Consider the following 17,279-nt stretch of genomic DNA (forward strand, 5'->3'; position numbering starts at 1 on the left):
GCAGCAGCCCCCGCTCCTACCGCGACCTTCCACTGCGTTTTGCAGAATTCGGCACGGTATATCGTTACGAGCAGAGCGGTGAGCTCCACGGTCTTACCCGCGTACGTAGCTTCACCCAGGATGACGCGCATCTCTTCGTTCGCCCTGACCAGATCAAGGAAGAGTTCGAGAAGGTGATCGATATCATCCTCTACGTGTTCAAGACTCTCGACTTCAAGAACTACAAGGCACAGGTTTCGCTCCGCGGCCCTAACAACAAGACCAAGTACATCGGAACTGACGAGAACTGGGCAAAGGCAGAGGCTGCCATCCAGGAGGCTGCTGCTGAGAAGGGTCTTCCTACAGTAGTGGAGACCGGCGAGGCTGCATTCTATGGTCCTAAGCTCGACTTCATGGTGAAGGATGCACTCGGACGTGAGTGGCAGCTCGGTACCATCCAGGTGGATTACAACCTTCCAGAGCGCTTCGGGCTCGAGTTCGTGGGCAGCGACGGAATGAAGCATCGTCCAGTCATGATACACCGTGCACCATTCGGTTCACTCGAGAGATTCGTGGCCGTTCTCCTCGAGCATACTGCAGGAAAACTTCCTCTCTGGTTGACTCCAGATCAGGTAAATATCGTCCCAGTGAGCGAAAAATTCTCAGATTACGCAAAAAAAGTTTGCGATTTGTTGAATAATTCCGAAATTCGCGCCTCCGTGGATGATAGGAATGAGACGATCGGAAAGAGAATTCGTGAGGGAGAACTCAAGAGAATTCCTTACCAGCTTATCGTCGGAGAGCAGGAGGAGAAGGACGGAACCGTATCTGTAAGAAAGCAGGGCGGTGTAAACGTAGGAACAATGTCGATTGAAGACTTCACCAAGGCAATTACAGACGAGGTGAAGGCTCAGTTGGCGTAAATATATTAGTATTAACAGTTTAAACATCAGGAGGACTAACTATCGCAGCACCTTTCAGACCATCGGGACCTAGACCGAAGCCGGCTGGTCCTGCTCGTCCAAACGGCCAGAGACCTGGCGTAAAGAAGGACGAGGACGGATTGAGAATCAACGATGAGATCACCGCATCTCAGGTACGCCTCGTCGGGGAGAATATCCCTGAGCAGGGAGTGTACAGCTATTCAGCAGCTATGAAGCTTGCTGACGAACTTGGTCTTGATCTGGTGGAAATCAGTGCGAAGGCTGATCCTCCAGTATGCAAGATCATAGATTATCAGAAATTCATCTATCAGCAGAAGAAGAAGGCCAAGGAAATGAAGGCCAATTCTGCCAAGATAGTCATCAAGGAGATCCGTTTCGGACCTAACACTGATGAGCATGACTTCCAGTTCAAGCTCAAGCATGCCTCTGAGTTCCTTCAGGAAGGTTCAAAGGTCAAGGCTTCAGTGTTCTTCAGGGGACGTTCAATAGTCTACGCTGACCAGGGTGAGAAGCTCCTTCTCCGCTTCGCCGTCGAGCTCGAAGAGTACGGCCGTGCAGAGCAGATGCCTAAGCTTGAGGGTAAGAGGATGATCATGATGATCGCACCTGTAAAGAAGAAATAATCCGCGTGGCGCGGACTTAATAATTATTAACTTTAATTCAATTTAACTATGCCAAAGATGAAGACCATCTCCGGTGCCAAAAAGCGTTTTGCGCTTACCGGAACGGGAAAAGTTAAGAGGAAACATGCTTATCACAGCCACATCCTCACCAAGAAGACCAACAAGCGTAAGAGAAATTTGGATCACTTCGCAATCGTTGAGAAAGTCGATGAGAAGAGAGTCAAAGCTTTGCTGGGAATGTAATTATCAATTAAGTTAAACTTGGAACGCAGTCGGAAAAGATTCCGGACAAAGCCGGAACACTGCCTCCATAAAACAGTTAAATTATGCCAAGATCGGTAAACTCAGTTGCCTCTAGGGCACGCCGCAAGAAGATTCTTAAGAGAACCCGCGGTAACTTCCTTTCAAGAAAGAATGTCTGGACCGTCGCTAAGAACACCTATGAGAAAGGTTTGACTTATGCGTATCGTGATCGTAAGGCAAAGAAGCGCTCTTTCCGCGCACTTTGGATTCAGCGTATCAATGCTGCTGCACGCCAGTATGGTATGACTTACTCACAGTTCATGGGTAAGATCGGCAAGCAGAACATTGGTCTCAACCGTAAGGTTCTCGCAGACCTTGCCATGAATAATCCTCAGGCTTTTGAGGCTATCATCAATTCTGTAAAATAAGTTTGTAACGTGAGCGTGAAGGATCTTATCCACAATAAATGGACGAGACTGGTTTTCTGGTCCCTTCTATATATAGCGTGGGTGATCTGGCTCGGATCCTATTGGTGGCTCTTCGGACTGATTGTCATCTTCGATTCCTGCATCACCAGGAAAGTGAAGTGGACATTCTGGAAGAAAGAGTATAAGGAAGGGGAGAAGCCGAATGTGTTTCTTGACTGGCTTGACGCCATCATCTTCGCAGTCATCGTCGTAACCTTCGTAAACATCTTCTGGTTCCAGTCGTTCAAGATTCCTTCATCTTCCATGGAAAGCTCGCTCTACACAGGTGACCACCTGTTCGTGAGCAAGCTCAAGTACGGTCCAAGGGTGCCACAGACACCGCTTACCATACCGTTCACGCACAATGTCCTTCCGGGTGGCTCAGAGTCTTACTCTACCCTCATCCAGAATGACTACCGAAGGCTCAAGGGCATCAGGAACGTGCGTCGCGGAGACGTGGTGGTATTCGGATTTCCGAATGGTGACACCGTGATGACAAAGAACCCGACTCAGGACTATTACGCGTTCGTCAGGACTTATGGCCGTGATTACGTGAATAGGCAGTTCGGTCCGCTCAAGGTACGTCCGACAGACAAGAAGGATCATTACGTTAAGAGGTGCGTTGCAGTCGCAGGCGATACTCTTTCAGTGGTGGACGGACTTGTCTACATAGATTCCAAGCCTCAGGAAGTGCTTCCGGGCATGCAGAATTCCTATACGGTCGTAACCACGGGCCAGAAGATCAACCCTAAGACTCTCGGGTCAATGGGAATCAATGTCAGGGAACTGTACTTCGATTCAAGACTTCCGGGTTATCCGGCGATGCCGCTCACGGCCAGCATGGTCGAGCAGCTTGCAGAGATTGCAAACGTAAGCTCAGTTGAAGCGAACATCGACGTCTATCCACCGGATGAGTCTTACCAGCTGATCTTCCCTTATCAGGCAGATTTCAGGTGGACCAGAGACAACTACGGACCAATCTGGATCCCGCAGAAGGGTGCGACGGTTGAGCTCACCATGGAGAACCTCCCTCTCTACGAGAGAATCATATCGGTTTACGAGTCGAATGATCTCAAGATTAAGGATGGAAACATCTACATCAACGGAGAGCTTGCTCACGAATACACTTTCAAGCAGGATTACTTTTGGATGATGGGAGACAACAGGCACAATTCCCTCGATTCGAGATATTGGGGCTTTGTTCCGGAAGATCATGTGGTAGGAACTCCTACTCTGATCTGGCTCTCAACAGACGAAAACCACAAATTCCCTAAGAATGTCAGGTGGCGCAGATTTCTCAAATTTCTGTAAACTATTGGAAGTTTGGAAATTTTAGGCGATATTTGCAGCCCCCTAAAAATGAATTATTTAAAAGTTATATACAATGGCAAAGGTTTGTCAAATCACAGGTAGGAAGAGAATGGTCGGCAACAACGTCGCACATTCTAAGTTGCGCACCAAGCGCATTTTCGCCCTCAACCTCAAGACCAAGAAGTTCTGGTCAGAAACCGAGCAGAGGTTCGTGACACTCAAGGTGTCAGCAAAGGGTATGAGAACCATCGAGAAGAAAGGTCTCGATGCAGCTCTCAAAGAGGCTCAGCAGAATGGATATATTAACCTTGTTTAATCAGATTTAGACTATGGCAAAGAAAGCTAAAGGTAACAGGGTGCAGGTCATCCTCGAGTGCACTGAGCAGAGAGAGAGCGGTGTACCTGGTATGTCAAGATACATCACCACTAAGAACAAGAAGAACACTACCGAGCGTCTCGAGAGGAAGAAATACAATCCATACCTCAAGAGAGTCACTGTTCATCGTGAGATCAAATAATTAAGGAGGATACATTATGGCAAAGAAAGCAGTCGCAACCTTCGCAGCCGGTAAGGGCGCAAAGAAGATGGTAAAATGCATCCGTATGGACAAGTCAGCTAAGACTGGAGCATATTGCTTCAAGGAGGAGCTTATCGAGGAGTCTAAGGTCAAGGAATACTTCGCAAAGTAATTCTTGTCAAAATACTGAAAAGAGCAGTCCCAAACATAGGGGCTGCTCTTTTTTTTGCCCCCAATTATTCGTATCTTTGTACGATATTCTGTTGACTATGGGATTGTTCGATAAAGGCGTCCAGAAGACGAAAAGAAGTTTCTTCGAGAGGATCTCGAGAGCTGTTGTTGGCCGTTCACGAGTTGATGAAGGTCTCCTTGACAATATCGAGGAGGCGCTCGTTGCGTCCGACATGGGAGTGGAGACCACTCTGAAGATAATTGACAACCTTGAGGACAGGGTTGCTGCGGACAAGTATATGTCCGTGGCAGAGCTTCTCGACATGCTTCACGAGGAGATCGGAAATCTCCTTGAGATTGACGACATCCCGTCCCAGGGAAGCTTCCCTATGGATTTCAGCAAGAAACCTTACGTCGTCCTCGTAGTAGGTGTCAACGGTGTGGGAAAGACAACCACCATCGGTAAGCTCGCTTCGCAGCTTTCTTCCATGGGAAAGAAGGTCGTCGTGGGTGCTGCTGATACCTTCCGCGCCGCGGCTGTGGACCAGCTCACCATCTGGGCTGAGAGAGCCGGCGTCGATATCGTGAAGCAGCAGATGGGCTCGGATCCGGCTTCGGTCGCTTATGATACCGTTCGCTCGGCAGCAGCAAAGGGTGCAGACGTGGTCCTCATCGATACCGCAGGACGTCTACACAACAGGATTGACCTCATGAACGAGCTCACAAAGATTCGCAACGTGGTCCGCAAGGTCGTCCCTGACGGTCCTCACGAGGTGCTTCTCGTTCTCGACGGTTCCACCGGCCAGAATGCATTCCAGCAGGCCAAGGAGTTCATGCGTGCCACCGACATCACTTCGCTCGCTGTCACAAAGCTGGACGGCTCAGCCAAGGGCGGTGTCGTGATAGGCATCGTGGACCAGTTCAAGATTCCAATCAAGTTCCTCGGCATAGGCGAGGGAATAGACGACCTGAAGATCTTCGACAAGAAGGAATTCGTGGATTCGCTCTTCTCGATGGATGATCTAATCGGAAAAGAAAATTAAAAGATATACACAATGAAAGTCTCTTACAATTGGTTGAAGGATTATATCCACTGCGATCTCACTCCTGAGCAGGTATGTGAGGCGCTTACCTCTATCGGCCTTGAGGTCGATGCTCTCGAGCAGACAGAGTCCATTCCTGGCGGTCTCAAGGGCGTAATCGTGGCAGAGGTAGTAGAGTGCGTAGAGCATCCTGACTCAGACCATCTTCATGTAACAAAACTCAATACAGGTGACGCCGAGCTCCTCCAGGTAGTCTGCGGCGCTCCAAACGTTGCTGCAGGCCAGAAGGTTCTTCTTGCAACCGTAGGTACAGTCCTCGGCGAGGATTTCAAGATCAAGAAGTCAAAGATCCGTGGCGTGGAGTCATTCGGTATGATCTGCGCAGAGGATGAGCTCGGTATCGGAGAGGATCATTCAGGCATCATGGTGCTCGATCCTGCAGCCGTCCCTGGTACTCCTGCAAAAGATTATCTCAAGCTCGAGACCCAGTCGCTCATCGAGATCGGTCTTACCGCTAACCGTGTGGACGCGGCTTCGCATATCGGCGTAGCCCGCGACCTCTATGCATACCTCAAGCTCAACGGCATCCCATGTGAGCTCTGCATCCCTGATGTCAGCGCTTTCCAGGAAGGAGAGGGAGAGGCAACTCCAATCGAGGTGGTCGCTACCGACGCGGCTCCTCGCTATTCAGGAATAACTGTCAAGGGCGTTAAGGTCGCTCCATCACCAGAGTGGCTCCAGAAGAAGCTCCTCAGCATCGGTCTCCGTCCTATCAACAACGTCGTCGACATCACCAACTTCGTTCTCATGGAGATCGGACAGCCTCTTCATGCATTCGACCTCGCAAAGATCGAAGGCGGTAAGGTTATCGTACGCAAGGCAGAGGAAGGCGAGACCATCGTCACTCTCGACGGCGTCGAGCGCAAACTCAGCTCAGCGGATCTCGTGATCGCAGATGCAAAGCGTCCTATGTGCATCGCCGGCGTGTTCGGTGGTGAGGATTCTGGCGTGACCGACAGCACCGTGGACGTATTCCTCGAGTGTGCATATTTCAACCCGGTATCGATCCGCAAGACTTCGAAGAGACATACTCTCAAGACTGATGCTTCATTCCGCTACGAGCGCGGATGCGATCCTCTCGTCACCGAGTGGGCTGCAAGGCGTGCGGCTCTCCTCATCCAGGAGATTGCTGGCGGCAAGGTTGTCGGCAAGGTGCAGGAGTCATATCCGGTGAAGATCGAGAAGAAGATGATCGACCTCGACTATGTCAGGATCGAGAACTTCATCGGTAAGAAGCTCGGTTGGCAGGTGATCGAGGATATCCTCACTTACCTTGCTTACGAGTTCGTGGAGAGAAGCTACGACGCAGACGGAAACCCTGTCGCTGCGAAGGTTGCTGCACCTTCATACATGATCGACGTATATCGCGAATGCGACGTCGTAGAGGAGATTCTCCGAATCTACGGATATAACAACATCGAGCTCCCTGCAGGCATGAGGATCAGCGTCAACGCTACCATCAAGCCTGAGCCAGAGGCACTGAGGAACACCATTTCTGACTTCCTCGCAGCGAACGGATTCGTTGAGACCATGAACAACTCGCTCACCAAGAGCGACTACTATAGCAAGCTCAAGACCTGGCCAGAGGAGAAGTGCGTGAGGATTGTCAACCCTCTCAGCTCTGACCTCAACGTGATGCGTCAGACCCTCCTTCTCAACGGACTTGAGGTCATCGCATACAATATCAACCGCCAGGTGAACACCATGCGTACCTTCGAGTACGGCTCGGTATACTCGTTCAAGCCAGAGACCGACGGCAAGACTCTCGAGTCTTACGAGGAGCATACGAATTATGCTCTCTTCATGACCGGTCCTAGCGAGAAAGTATGGCGCGCAGACGCGCAGAAGGGCAATTTCTTCCAGCTCAAGGGCTACGTGGAGCTTCTCGTCCGCCGTTTCGGTGGCGATCTCTACGCCATGGAGACTGTACCTGCACCTGCAGACATGTTCTCTGAGGGACTTACCTACAAGCTTCTCGGAAGCGGTAAGGAACTCGTTACCCTTGGTACCATCTCTCCTGCAGTCTGCAAGCAGTTCGGCATCAAGCAGCCGGTGTTCGCGGCAGAGATCAACTGGCCGGTGCTCTTCGAACTCATCAAGCGTGACAAGATCAAGTACAAGGAACTTCCTAAGTTCCCAGAGGTACGCCGTGACCTTGCTCTCCTCGTTGACGAGAGCGTGTCATACGCAGACCTTCGCAAGAGCGCATTCAAGGCAGGAAAGAAGCTCCTCAAGAACGTATCTCTCTTCGACGTATACAGAGGCGACAAGATTCCTCAGGGCAAGAAGCAGTACGCTCTCTCATTCACCCTCCAGGATCTCGAGAAGACTCTCGTGGACGCAGATGTGGAGAAGATCATGGGCAAGCTCCTCTCTACCTTTACCAATGAGTGGGGTGCAACTCTCAGGTAATTGATGAAGCGTCTTCTGCATATCTTTGCGGTAGTCGTCGCCGTCATACTCCTTTCGTCAGCTTGTAAGAAGGAGGGCGGTCGTGTGATTCCGCGTTCGAAGATGTCGCAGATCTACGCTGAGATGCTGCTCATCGACCAATGGACGGTGTTGCATGCCATCAACAGCAGGCAGACTGATACAAGCCTTGTCTATGAGCCGATCTTCAACCGTTATGGCTACACCACGGAGGACTATCGCACAAGTGTTGCCTACTACATGAAGACTTCGGACAGATATGCCAGGATATTGAAGTCTACCTCGGATATCCTCACCAAGAGGGAACACGAACTGGACAAGCTGATTGAGCGTGAGCACAGGAAAGATTCGCTGCTCAGGGAGGTCAGCAAGTATGGTCCGGAAAAGATATACTGGATGTGCGGAATGTATGACACGGAGGCTTTCGTCGAGAACGGAGTCAAGTTCCTTGTCGACACCGCAGGAGGAGAGTGGATGTTTGATCCATACAAGGACATAGATACCTTGTGGAAGGGTCCGATGCTCATCATTCCTGCTCCGTTCGATTCAGTGGCCTTCAGGGCGGATTCCATTGCCAACGCGAAAGCCATGGCAGAAGCCGATTCTATCGCAAAGGCGGACTCGATCCTCGCAGCGAAGGAAATGGCAAAGGAAAGAATCAGGGAGCGCGTGAGGACCGGAAACAATTCGACGACATCGTCGAGAGCTAAGAACAGGCCTTCGATAGCGAGGGAGAGACCAGCGCCGGTGAAGCCTGAAGATATGAAAGTAGAAGAAGTACGCTGATAGATATGCTGCAGTTTGACGAAATAGTGTTCGGACCTATCCGAAGCAGGAGACTGGGGTCTTCGCTGGGAATCAATCTTCTTCCGGCGAAGGGCAAGTTCTGCAACTTCGATTGCGTCTACTGCGAGTGTGGATGGAACAAGGATGGGCTCAACGACAGACATCTCCCGAGCGTAGATGATCTCAGGGACGCCCTTGAGCTCAAGCTCGCAGGATGCCTTGCGTCAGGAACTCCTATCGACTCCATAACCTTCTCGGGTAACGGCGAGCCTACGCTCAACCCTGACTTCGCCCAGATCGTTGACGTTGTCATCGAGAAACGAGACAAATACTATCCGAAGGCCGTGGTTTCAGTCCTTTCGAATGCAACCATGCTTGCTGATCCTAAGGTTGCGGCTGCACTCAGGAAGGTCGACAATGCCATCCTCAAGCTCGACGCTCCTTTCAAGGAGGGCGTGATGGCTGTGAACAGGCCTGCCGGTCCGTGGGAACTGGAGACTGTGCTCCGTAACATGGAATCGTTCGAAGGGAATTTCGTGCTGCAGACAATGTTTCTCAAGTGGGACGAATTCGACTCGTCGAAGCACGTTGCAGACTGGATGGATATCGTCAGACGTCTCAGGCCACGTGAAATAATGGTATACACCCTTGACAGGGAAACACCACAGAAGGGATTAGTGAAATTCAGCGTTGAGGAAATGACCGAACTGGTACGTCCTCTCGCAGAAGAAGGATTCAAGATACAGATTAAAGGATAAACACTAAAATATGATCGATTATTCAAGCAAGTACGGATATACTCCGGACATTGAGGGAATCAACAGGGCGCTCCAGATCATTGCTGGTAACCTTGACAAAATCATGTGCGAGCAGGTTCTCAAGGACTGCTTCTCAATGATGGATCTTACCACGCTCAAGACAAACGATACTCCGACTTCGGTATCGAAGCTGGTGAACAAGGTCAATGCTTTCCAGACCCGTTATCCAGAGTATCCTAACCCGGCTTCCATCTGCGTGTTCTCGAATTTTGCTCCGCTTCTCAAGAAGGAACTCACTGCGGAGGGCGTACACATCACCGTCGTATCTGCTTGCTTCCCAAGTTCACAGAGCTTCCTCGAGGTGAAGGTCAAGGAGGTGGAGATGGCAGTTGAGGCAGGTGCTGACGAGGTTGACATCGTCCTCGCACTCAACTCTTTCCTTGAAGGGGATTACGAGAAAGCCAGCGCAGAGATTGCTGCCGTACGTGCATGCATCGACAGGATATCAGCAGAGCAGAACCGCGAGGTACACCTCAAGGTGATTCTCGAGACCGGTCTTCTCGTCTCTCCAGAGAACATCGCGAATGCTTCATTCCTTGCTATGGAGGCTGGCGCAGACTTCATCAAGACATCAACTGGTAAGGTGGATGTGAACGCGACTCCTACTGCAGCATATATAATGTGCGAGTGTATCGCAGCCTTCTACAAGCTTACCGGAAAGAAGATCGGATTCAAGCCGGCTGGTGGAATGTCATCGGCTCTTGATGCCGTCTCTTACTACTCGATCGTATCTTCCGTTCTCGGTAAGGAATGGCTCAATAAGAACCTCTTCCGCTTCGGCGTCAGCAGGATGGCCAACAACCTTCTCTCAGAAATCGAGCAGAAGACAGTCGCATATTTCTAGGATTTTCCGGAAATTTTCCCTTTTTGAAATAGAAAAATCGCCCTTACAGATACTTGTAGGGGCGATTTTTGACTTTATTCGTTGACGAGGTCCGCAAACGGATAGCTCCCGATACCTTTGCCATAGAGAAAAAACAAAAGCTATGAAAAGGTATCTGACTACTCTGATTGCGGCTTCTGTCGTACTGGCACCGTCCTGTGACAGGGACATCCTGGACCCATATGATTCCACGGACTTCGAGTATGGAACAGGCATAGAGCACGACATGATCATGCTGGGAGACAGGCTCGAGAATCCCTACAAGGTCGAGAATGTCTCTGCGGCTTTGGCTTCGGTTTATCCGACCAAGGCGAGGGTCGAGGTGGAGACGACAAATCTCTATGTGCGCTTCCTTCCTGCCAATGACGATGAACTGGAACTCCTCTCCGGGCTTGATCTTACAGACCATCCGCTAGACTATGCAATAGCCAAGGAGGGCGACTGGTATCATGATCCGTCGGTTTCTTCGGAGGAGATTACATGGATGTATGCCGTCGTGGACAAGGACTATAAGTTTCCGGATGTGGCATACGAGATCATCGACCGCTGTTTCCTCAGTGAGAACCATGCAGCGACGAGAGCGGATGACGGCATAGACTGGGAGGAAGTAATCAGGGAATCATATAGACTCACGGGCAACGGCGACATGCTCCAGCCTCTGACTAAGGCCGAACCGGGAAAACCGGCCGGCAGGATAACCATAGTCGACGAGGATGCGAACGGTGGCAAACCGATCGGTGTCGCCGGAGTCCAAGTGGTCTGCAACTCATTCGTTCGCTTTGCTACTGCGACGACTGACGTGGACGGCTACTACGCCATGGACAAGAGCTTCACTACCGACATTCGTTACAGGCTCGTGTTCAAGAACGGGAAGAACTACTCGCTGGGCTTCAATCTCATCCTGGTTCCTGCATCGGTTTCGACTCTTGGAAAGACCGCTCCTACTGGCGTCAATGTCACCATCACCACGGAATCCGATCCGAAGCTCTTCCGCCGCTGCGTGGTAAACAATGCGGTATACGACTACATCGCGCGCTGCGCCCAGGAGGACCTTGGGATTGCTCCACCTCCTTCAGACCTGAGGATATGGATATTCCCACAGTTGGAATCCAGCTCAGCCATCATGATGCATCATGGCACCATCGTCGAGAACGCTCTGGTCGCCTCATGGCTCGGAATCTACACCAAGGTCGTCAGCTTCTTTGCTCCCGACGTGACCATAGGTACTAACGGAGTCAGCTCCTACAAGGATATCTACACCATCACGAGCCACGAATTGGCGCATACAAGCCACTTCGCCAAGGTCGGAAAGCAGTGGTGGGACAAATATATTGCCTTCATCATGACCTCATTCCTGTCTTCGCATGGCCAGACCTATGGAACCGGCAGCGAGAACGGTGCAGGATACTGCGAGGTGGGAGAGATGTGGGCCTATTACCTCCAGAGTAAGATCCATAAGGACAGGTATGGCGGAAATATGCCTTCCTTCGGAACATCATGGTGGTTCTATCCTCAGATATTCAGATATCTCGACGAGCGTGGAGTACCTGCTGCTGACATCTTCGAGGCGCTGTGCCCGGAGGTCACTGACAGGAACCAGCTCAAGAGTGAGCTCGAGTCACTCTATCCAGGCAAGGCTAGCGTGATCAGCCAGGTGTTCTCGAGATATGAATGATATGAAACGTATAGGTGCAGTCCTCGTGTTCCTGCTTGTTTCTACTACCGTGGTCTTCTCGCAGGAATGGGCGGTGTCCACCAACCTGGTCGGATATCTCAACCTTGGAACGCTGAACGTGGAAGCTTCTTATGCTCCGCTACGGCATATGAGCATACACGCATCAGCGAAGTACAACCCTTTCACCTTCCGTTCACCTAAAGGAACGCAGTTCCAGGAAAGACAACAGAGTTATGCTGTCGGCTTAAGGTGGTGGCCCTGGCACATACAGTCTGGATGGTGGGTGGCGGCAAAGCTCCAATATCAGGAGTACAATATCGGGGGAATTGTCTCGAGCCGGACAGAAGAAGGGGACAGGGCGGGGCTCGGCCTCACGGCGGGCTACACCTATATGCTTCATCAACATGTCAATATTGAATTCGGACTTGGAGGCTGGGCCGGCTACAAGTGGTATACGGTCTACTCCTGTCCTAAATGCGGAATGACCGTGGACGAGGGCGGCAAGCCTTTCGTCCTCCCTAATGACCTGATCGTGTCCATCGTCTATGTGTTCTAGAAGAGTATTGATTTGGGGCCTGTTGGTAATCACATTTGCGGTGACTTGTTCTTCTCCGAGGAAACTCGGGGACATACGCAGCGGAGAGACTGCGGTCAGCATGTCCCTGCCCTCGGACGAAGAGATTGCAGAGGAGAATGAAGAGGAGATAGCTGCCGTGGCGGTGGACACCTCCAGGAACGGGGAACCTATCATCATGAATGCCATCCGTGATGATTCGACGGGTGAGATGGTGGCTACGGATGTGATCGTCGCGAGTACCGTGACGGCCCGTTTCCGTCATGTCGCCGAGCGCTTCGGAAAGATCCTTCTCGAGTTCGACATTGCCGTACCCGGGGAGATGATGGATTCGAAATGGCAGCTGCGCTTCCTCCCGACAATGATGATGATGGAGGACACGGTTGCTATGGATCCCATCTTCATCACGGGAAAGAAGTACAGGGACGCCCAGCTTCGCGGCTACCAGAGATATGAGGCCTTTCTGAGGTCCATAGTCACCGACACCTTGGACTTCGTGCAGATTCGTCAGCTGGAAATCTTCCTGCAGAGGTCGTTTCCTCAGACTTATGCGATGAAGAACGATACAACGATCATTTCGGAGCCGGATGCTGTCGGACTTTTCGGAGTCACCCAGCGAAGTGCGCTTGAACATTATACGAGGCACAATCTTGTGTCGAGGAACGAGAGGAGAAAGGAAAACATGGGGAGAAAGTTCCGGAAATATGTGAAGGATCCGATCGAGACCGAAGGAATCAGGCTCGATACTGTGATTACCGGTGACGGGGGAGAGTTCATCTTCCGCTATCGGCAACAGGTCGCCAGCCGTCCGGGTCTCAGGAAGATAGTTGTATCCCTGCAGGGCGAGGTCTATGATTTCGGAAAACGCATCGGCGTGATGCCGCAGCCAGAGGACCTGGTTTTCTATGTCAGCTCTCTTTCCTCTCTGACAGACAATACCCATAGGTATCTGCTGAGGGTTCTTGAAAGGAGAGTTCATGACCGTACACTTGCTCTTATCGATTTCAACCAGGGTAGTTCCGTGCTGGACACCACCCTCGGGGACAACTCTTCCGAACTGGCGAGGATAAGAAAGGTGATAGACGATCTCTCTTCGAGGGACGAATATGAACCGGATTCCATAGTCGTCATCGCATCGTGTTCGCCGGAGGGAAGCTATCGAGCCAATTCCGAGCTTGCGCGTCGCCGTTCTGAGGCTCTTGCAGTGCATCTGGATGAAATACAGCAGGACGACAGCTGGAAGATGATCGCGAGGTCCATACCGGAGAACTGGACTCTGCTCGAGACCCTGGTTGCCAATGACAGCGTGCTCTCGGAGAGATCGAGGAGGGAGATGCTCGAACTGATCCGCTCTTCTGGGGACAGGGATGCCGCAGAAAGGCGTCTGAGTCGAATGACTGACTATCGATATCTGAGAGAGAAGATATATCCACGACTCAGGACGGTCAGCCTGGAGTTCTACCTCCACCGTCGCGGAATGGTCAAGGATACCGTCCACACGACGGAACTGGATACGCGATACATGGAGGGCGTCGAGGCTCTGAAGAATCTGGATTATCCTAAGGCTTGCGAAATCCTGCGCTCCTACCGGGACTACAACGCTGCCCTGGCTCTGGTCGCATCCTCATTCAACTGGTCGGCTCTGGAGATATTGGACGAACTTAAGCAGGACAGTCCTCAGATACAGTACCTCAAGGCCATAGTCTATTCCAGGTTGGAAAAGAAGGAAGAGGCCCTGGATGCCTACCGAAGGAGCGTGGAGATGGATCCGGCGATGGCGTATAGAGCGAACCTTGACCCGGAGGTCGCCGAACTTGTAAGACGTTATGACCACACAACTTACTAAATATTATATGAAAGCTTACTATTTTCTGGCAGCTGCAGCAGCTGTGGCGTGCCTGACCTCCTGCAACAAGGAAGTCATCCCGACGAGTCAGGAATCAATGGAAGAGACTGCGGAGATAACCGTACGACTTCCTCTGTCTGAAACTAAAGCGGCAAGTACCCTTACGGACAACGAGGCCGCTGTCAAGGACCTCCAGGTCTATGTTTTCAATTCCAATGGAACCAAACTTGAGTCCTACAAGCAGGAGAAGAATTCTCAGTTGACCATCAATGTGGCATTAGGAAGCAAGATCATAGCCGCGATAGTCAATTCTGCTCCTGTAACTGACGTTACCAATCTTGCCGCTCTCAAGGCGAAGGTCAGTTCACTTGAGGCAAACTCGTCTGCCGGTGGCTTCGTCATGTTCGGCGAAACCACCCAGAACATTACTGCGAATTCGACGGTTACTGTTTCGGTGTCACGCCTTGTGTCGCGTGTGGTGATTTCGAAAATTTCCAATAAGATAGATTTGCCGCAGTATGCGGGACAAGCGTTGAAGATTAAGGGTATCTACTTGGTGAATGCAGTCGGAAAGACTAATTTCGGGTCCACATATACTCCTGTTGCCGACGACTTCATGAATCAGATGGAATACAAGGCGAACCAGACAGTTCTGCTCGGTGGTATGTTAGCATCTCCTGTAAGCTTGGCTGCGAACAGTTCCTATTCTCAGGAAACAAGAATGTATTGCTGTCCAAATCCCGTTGCTACAGATTCTCAGAGCCCGACCTGGTCGATGCGCTTCACTAGGCTCGTGGTCGAAGCGGAGTTTGCCGGAGAGACTGTGTACTATCCGATAACTTTCGACAAGAAACTCAATGCTGGAAGTTCGTATGAGATTTCTGAACTTGTGATTACTAGGCCAGGCTCTGTCAATCCGGATGAACCACTCGTGATCGGATCGGTGAACTATACCGTCAGCGTCAAGCCTTGGGAATTCTCTGACATGGGAACAGTAACAATCTAAAACTGCATCAAGATGAATGTAAAGCTGTCCGCTGCGATGCTGACCATCCTGGCCATGGTGTCGGCTGCCTGTTCTGTCAAGGAAAAACGATGTGACTGTCCCTGCTACCTCATGCTGGATTTCAGCAAGGTGGATAGCATCAGTGTACCATCGGTCAGCGTGGGACTGCATTCGGCGGACGGCTTCCAGAAGGCCATGGAACTGGGCAGTGAGAGGTATGGACGTCCTCTAGTCGTGGAGGTTCCCAGAAGCGACATCTACGTCAATGTGGTGTCTGACGACGGAGGTCTCTTCAAAGCCCACGGGCTCGTGATTCCGCATGGCGAGCAGTGTCCTCCTCTCTATATGCACAGTTCCAAGGTCAATACGGAGAGGGACACGGTTACGGATACCGTGGTCCTGCACAAGAACTACTGCGCTCTCTCGGTCGGCATGATAGCCGACGGAAAGACTCAGCCCTTCCAGGTCGGAGTCAAGGGCAATGTGTGCGGCTACGAGGACGACGGACGCCCGATGGGAGGCGAATTCCTCGTTGTGCACACGCTCCCCGCAGGTAGCCTGGACGTTATCAACCTTCCTAGGCAGAAGGATGCGTCATTGTCCCTGCAGATCATAGACGGGGGACAGGTGGTCCGGGAGTTCGCCCTGGGCGAGTATATGGTTTCCAGCGGGTATGACTGGACATCTCCTGACCTTGACGACATAGAGGTGAAGGTGGACTTTGCTCTTGCAGAAGTCACGATCAGGGTCAATGAATGGGAGACACGTTATGTCTATGGTGTGGAGATATAAAAAGTTTTTCGGAGATAGATTTTTTTCATACCTTTGCAGCTCACATCCTGAGCGCGGGTGGCGGAATGGTAGACGCTCTAGTCTCAGAAGCTAGTGGGGTAAAACCCGTGTGAGTTCGAGTCTCATCCTGCGCACTTTAGAAAGAGTTTAACTTGTTGATATGGCATAAGTTAAACTCTTTCTTCTTTTAATTTTTGCCGATTTGGTGCTTGGGAATACGTGGATAGCTGCAATTTAATTAAGCTTTTCAAATATCAGCCCCATGAAAATTGTGTCCGCTTGCACACCATCTCCTGGCACTGCGATATCATCATAAAGAAGAAGTTTGTCGTCTTCAATCCTCAAATGAAAGTCGGCTGGTTCAAGATGCGCTGGAAGGTTTTTGTTTGCAATAGTGACAATGCCGTTCTTCACGGTGTAACTGTAATCGACATTGAAAAAGTGAACTTCACCTTTGGGGTGGAACTCAATAATTCCGCCGACCCACTTTGTGAATTCCGCCTCCGTCTTGTCATTTTTTTGAACAACAGGACCTTCTTTGCCTTCCATAGGACGATAGTCAGTCACTTCCCATTTGCCGATTATGCTGCGAGTGGCTTTCTCACACGATGAAGCCATTATGCAGATAGAGATCATACAAATCAGTCCTGAAAGAATTCTTTTAGCATCCATAGTTGTCTGAAATTTAGAATTTGATACTGTAATTGAAACTTGGCATGATAGGTATTAATGAAACCTGTTTCCAAGATCTCGACCTGTCGTCATAGATAATAGAGAACGGGTTGTGACGGTTCGTGACATTGTAGACTCCCACAGTAAGTTCCTGTGGACGCTCTGTCTTGAAACTGAAGCTGCAGCCGAGATCAAGTCGCATGTAATCAGGCATCTTGTAGTTGTTCAAGGACGAATAATAATCCATTGACGGCGACTTTCCAAACAAGGAAGCGGTAGGGTATTCCGCCGAAGCAACGGTTTCTCTATGTCCGGATTGGAAGGTGAAAAGCCCAGTAAGCTTCGTCTTGAATTTTGGCCGATCCGCTACGGTCAACGACGCTGTCGCATTTAGGATATGACGTCTGTCAAACTTTGCAGGGAAAGTATTACCGGAAT

General features: G+C 50.8%; 20 protein-coding genes and 1 tRNA gene. 19 read left to right on the forward strand and 2 right to left on the reverse strand.

Annotation, left to right across the window (positions count from 1 at the left end):
• The 19 genes from thrS to AC06ND_RS02385 all read left to right on the forward strand — a co-directional run.
• On the forward strand, positions 1-902 hold a 902-nt coding region (gene thrS, locus AC06ND_RS02295; protein WP_475677379.1), incomplete at its 5' end, for a threonine--tRNA ligase.
• Positions 903-1,042: 140 nt separating this feature from the next.
• Positions 1,043-1,546, forward strand: coding sequence for a translation initiation factor IF-3 (gene infC / locus AC06ND_RS02300; protein WP_475677380.1), 504 nt, complete (start codon positions 1,043-1,045; stop codon positions 1,544-1,546).
• A 48-nt stretch (positions 1,547-1,594) separates the two neighbouring features.
• Entirely contained in the window at positions 1,595-1,789 is a 195-nt protein-coding gene (rpmI, locus tag AC06ND_RS02305) for a 50S ribosomal protein L35 (protein ID WP_475677381.1), read from the forward strand.
• A gap of 83 nt (positions 1,790-1,872) precedes the next feature.
• Positions 1,873-2,217 carry a 50S ribosomal protein L20 gene (gene rplT, locus AC06ND_RS02310; RefSeq protein ID WP_475677382.1) on the forward strand — a complete coding sequence of 115 codons (345 nt, stop codon included), beginning with the start codon at positions 1,873-1,875 and terminating at the stop codon, positions 2,215-2,217.
• A gap of 81 nt (positions 2,218-2,298) precedes the next feature.
• Entirely contained in the window at positions 2,299-3,567 is a 1,269-nt protein-coding gene (gene lepB, locus AC06ND_RS02315; RefSeq protein ID WP_475677383.1) for a signal peptidase I, read from the forward strand.
• 73 nt (positions 3,568-3,640) lie between these two features.
• A complete protein-coding gene (gene rpmB / locus AC06ND_RS02320) occupies positions 3,641-3,883 on the forward strand; it encodes a 50S ribosomal protein L28 (protein ID WP_475677384.1) in 243 nt (80 codons plus the stop codon).
• A gap of 13 nt (positions 3,884-3,896) precedes the next feature.
• The gene (gene rpmG / locus AC06ND_RS02325; RefSeq protein WP_475677385.1) at positions 3,897-4,085 is read left to right on the forward strand and encodes a 50S ribosomal protein L33; all 189 of its coding nucleotides are present in this window, start codon (positions 3,897-3,899) and stop codon (positions 4,083-4,085) included.
• A gap of 16 nt (positions 4,086-4,101) precedes the next feature.
• A complete protein-coding gene (locus AC06ND_RS02330) occupies positions 4,102-4,257 on the forward strand; it encodes a DUF4295 family protein (protein ID WP_475677386.1) in 156 nt (51 codons plus the stop codon).
• Between the two features lie 97 nt (positions 4,258-4,354).
• Positions 4,355-5,299: a signal recognition particle-docking protein FtsY gene (ftsY, locus tag AC06ND_RS02335; protein ID WP_475677387.1), complete on the forward strand. Its 945-nt coding sequence runs from the start codon at positions 4,355-4,357 to the stop codon at positions 5,297-5,299.
• A gap of 12 nt (positions 5,300-5,311) precedes the next feature.
• Entirely contained in the window at positions 5,312-7,771 is a 2,460-nt protein-coding gene (gene pheT, locus AC06ND_RS02340; RefSeq protein ID WP_475677388.1) for a phenylalanine--tRNA ligase subunit beta, read from the forward strand.
• Positions 7,772-7,774: 3 nt separating this feature from the next.
• Positions 7,775-8,575: a DUF4296 domain-containing protein gene (locus AC06ND_RS02345; protein ID WP_475677389.1), complete on the forward strand. Its 801-nt coding sequence runs from the start codon at positions 7,775-7,777 to the stop codon at positions 8,573-8,575.
• 5 nt (positions 8,576-8,580) lie between these two features.
• Complete coding sequence (locus AC06ND_RS02350; protein WP_475677390.1) at positions 8,581-9,333, forward strand: radical SAM protein; 753 nt, start codon at positions 8,581-8,583, stop codon at positions 9,331-9,333.
• A gap of 10 nt (positions 9,334-9,343) precedes the next feature.
• Complete coding sequence (deoC, locus tag AC06ND_RS02355; RefSeq protein WP_475677391.1) at positions 9,344-10,237, forward strand: deoxyribose-phosphate aldolase; 894 nt, start codon at positions 9,344-9,346, stop codon at positions 10,235-10,237.
• Between the two features lie 142 nt (positions 10,238-10,379).
• Positions 10,380-11,951: a hypothetical protein gene (locus tag AC06ND_RS02360; RefSeq protein WP_475677392.1), complete on the forward strand. Its 1,572-nt coding sequence runs from the start codon at positions 10,380-10,382 to the stop codon at positions 11,949-11,951.
• 1 nt (position 11,952) lies between these two features.
• Positions 11,953-12,507 carry a DUF3575 domain-containing protein gene (locus AC06ND_RS02365; RefSeq protein WP_475677393.1) on the forward strand — a complete coding sequence of 185 codons (555 nt, stop codon included), beginning with the start codon at positions 11,953-11,955 and terminating at the stop codon, positions 12,505-12,507.
• 22 nt (positions 12,508-12,529) lie between these two features.
• The gene (locus AC06ND_RS02370) at positions 12,530-14,371 is read left to right on the forward strand and encodes a tetratricopeptide repeat protein (protein WP_475677394.1); all 1,842 of its coding nucleotides are present in this window, start codon (positions 12,530-12,532) and stop codon (positions 14,369-14,371) included.
• A 7-nt stretch (positions 14,372-14,378) separates the two neighbouring features.
• Positions 14,379-15,377 carry a fimbrial protein gene (locus tag AC06ND_RS02375; RefSeq protein ID WP_475677395.1) on the forward strand — a complete coding sequence of 333 codons (999 nt, stop codon included), beginning with the start codon at positions 14,379-14,381 and terminating at the stop codon, positions 15,375-15,377.
• A gap of 12 nt (positions 15,378-15,389) precedes the next feature.
• Positions 15,390-16,169, forward strand: a complete 780-nt coding sequence (locus AC06ND_RS02380; RefSeq protein WP_475677396.1) for a hypothetical protein — start codon at positions 15,390-15,392, stop codon at positions 16,167-16,169.
• 51 nt (positions 16,170-16,220) lie between these two features.
• Positions 16,221-16,303 (forward strand) — tRNA-Leu (locus tag AC06ND_RS02385).
• Positions 16,304-16,403: 100 nt separating this feature from the next.
• On the opposite strand, the gene AC06ND_RS02390 is transcribed toward AC06ND_RS02385, so the two are convergent.
• Together AC06ND_RS02390 and AC06ND_RS02395 are read right to left on the reverse strand one after the other, a co-directional pair.
• On the reverse strand, positions 16,404-16,841 hold the full coding sequence (locus tag AC06ND_RS02390; protein ID WP_475677397.1) for a hypothetical protein: 438 nt from the start codon (positions 16,839-16,841) through the stop codon (positions 16,404-16,406).
• A gap of 13 nt (positions 16,842-16,854) precedes the next feature.
• Positions 16,855-17,088 carry a hypothetical protein gene (locus AC06ND_RS02395; RefSeq protein ID WP_475677398.1) on the reverse strand — a complete coding sequence of 78 codons (234 nt, stop codon included), beginning with the start codon at positions 17,086-17,088 and terminating at the stop codon, positions 16,855-16,857.
• Positions 17,089-17,279: the final 191 nt, after the last annotated feature.

The organism is Candidatus Cryptobacteroides sp., assembly GCF_056207615.1.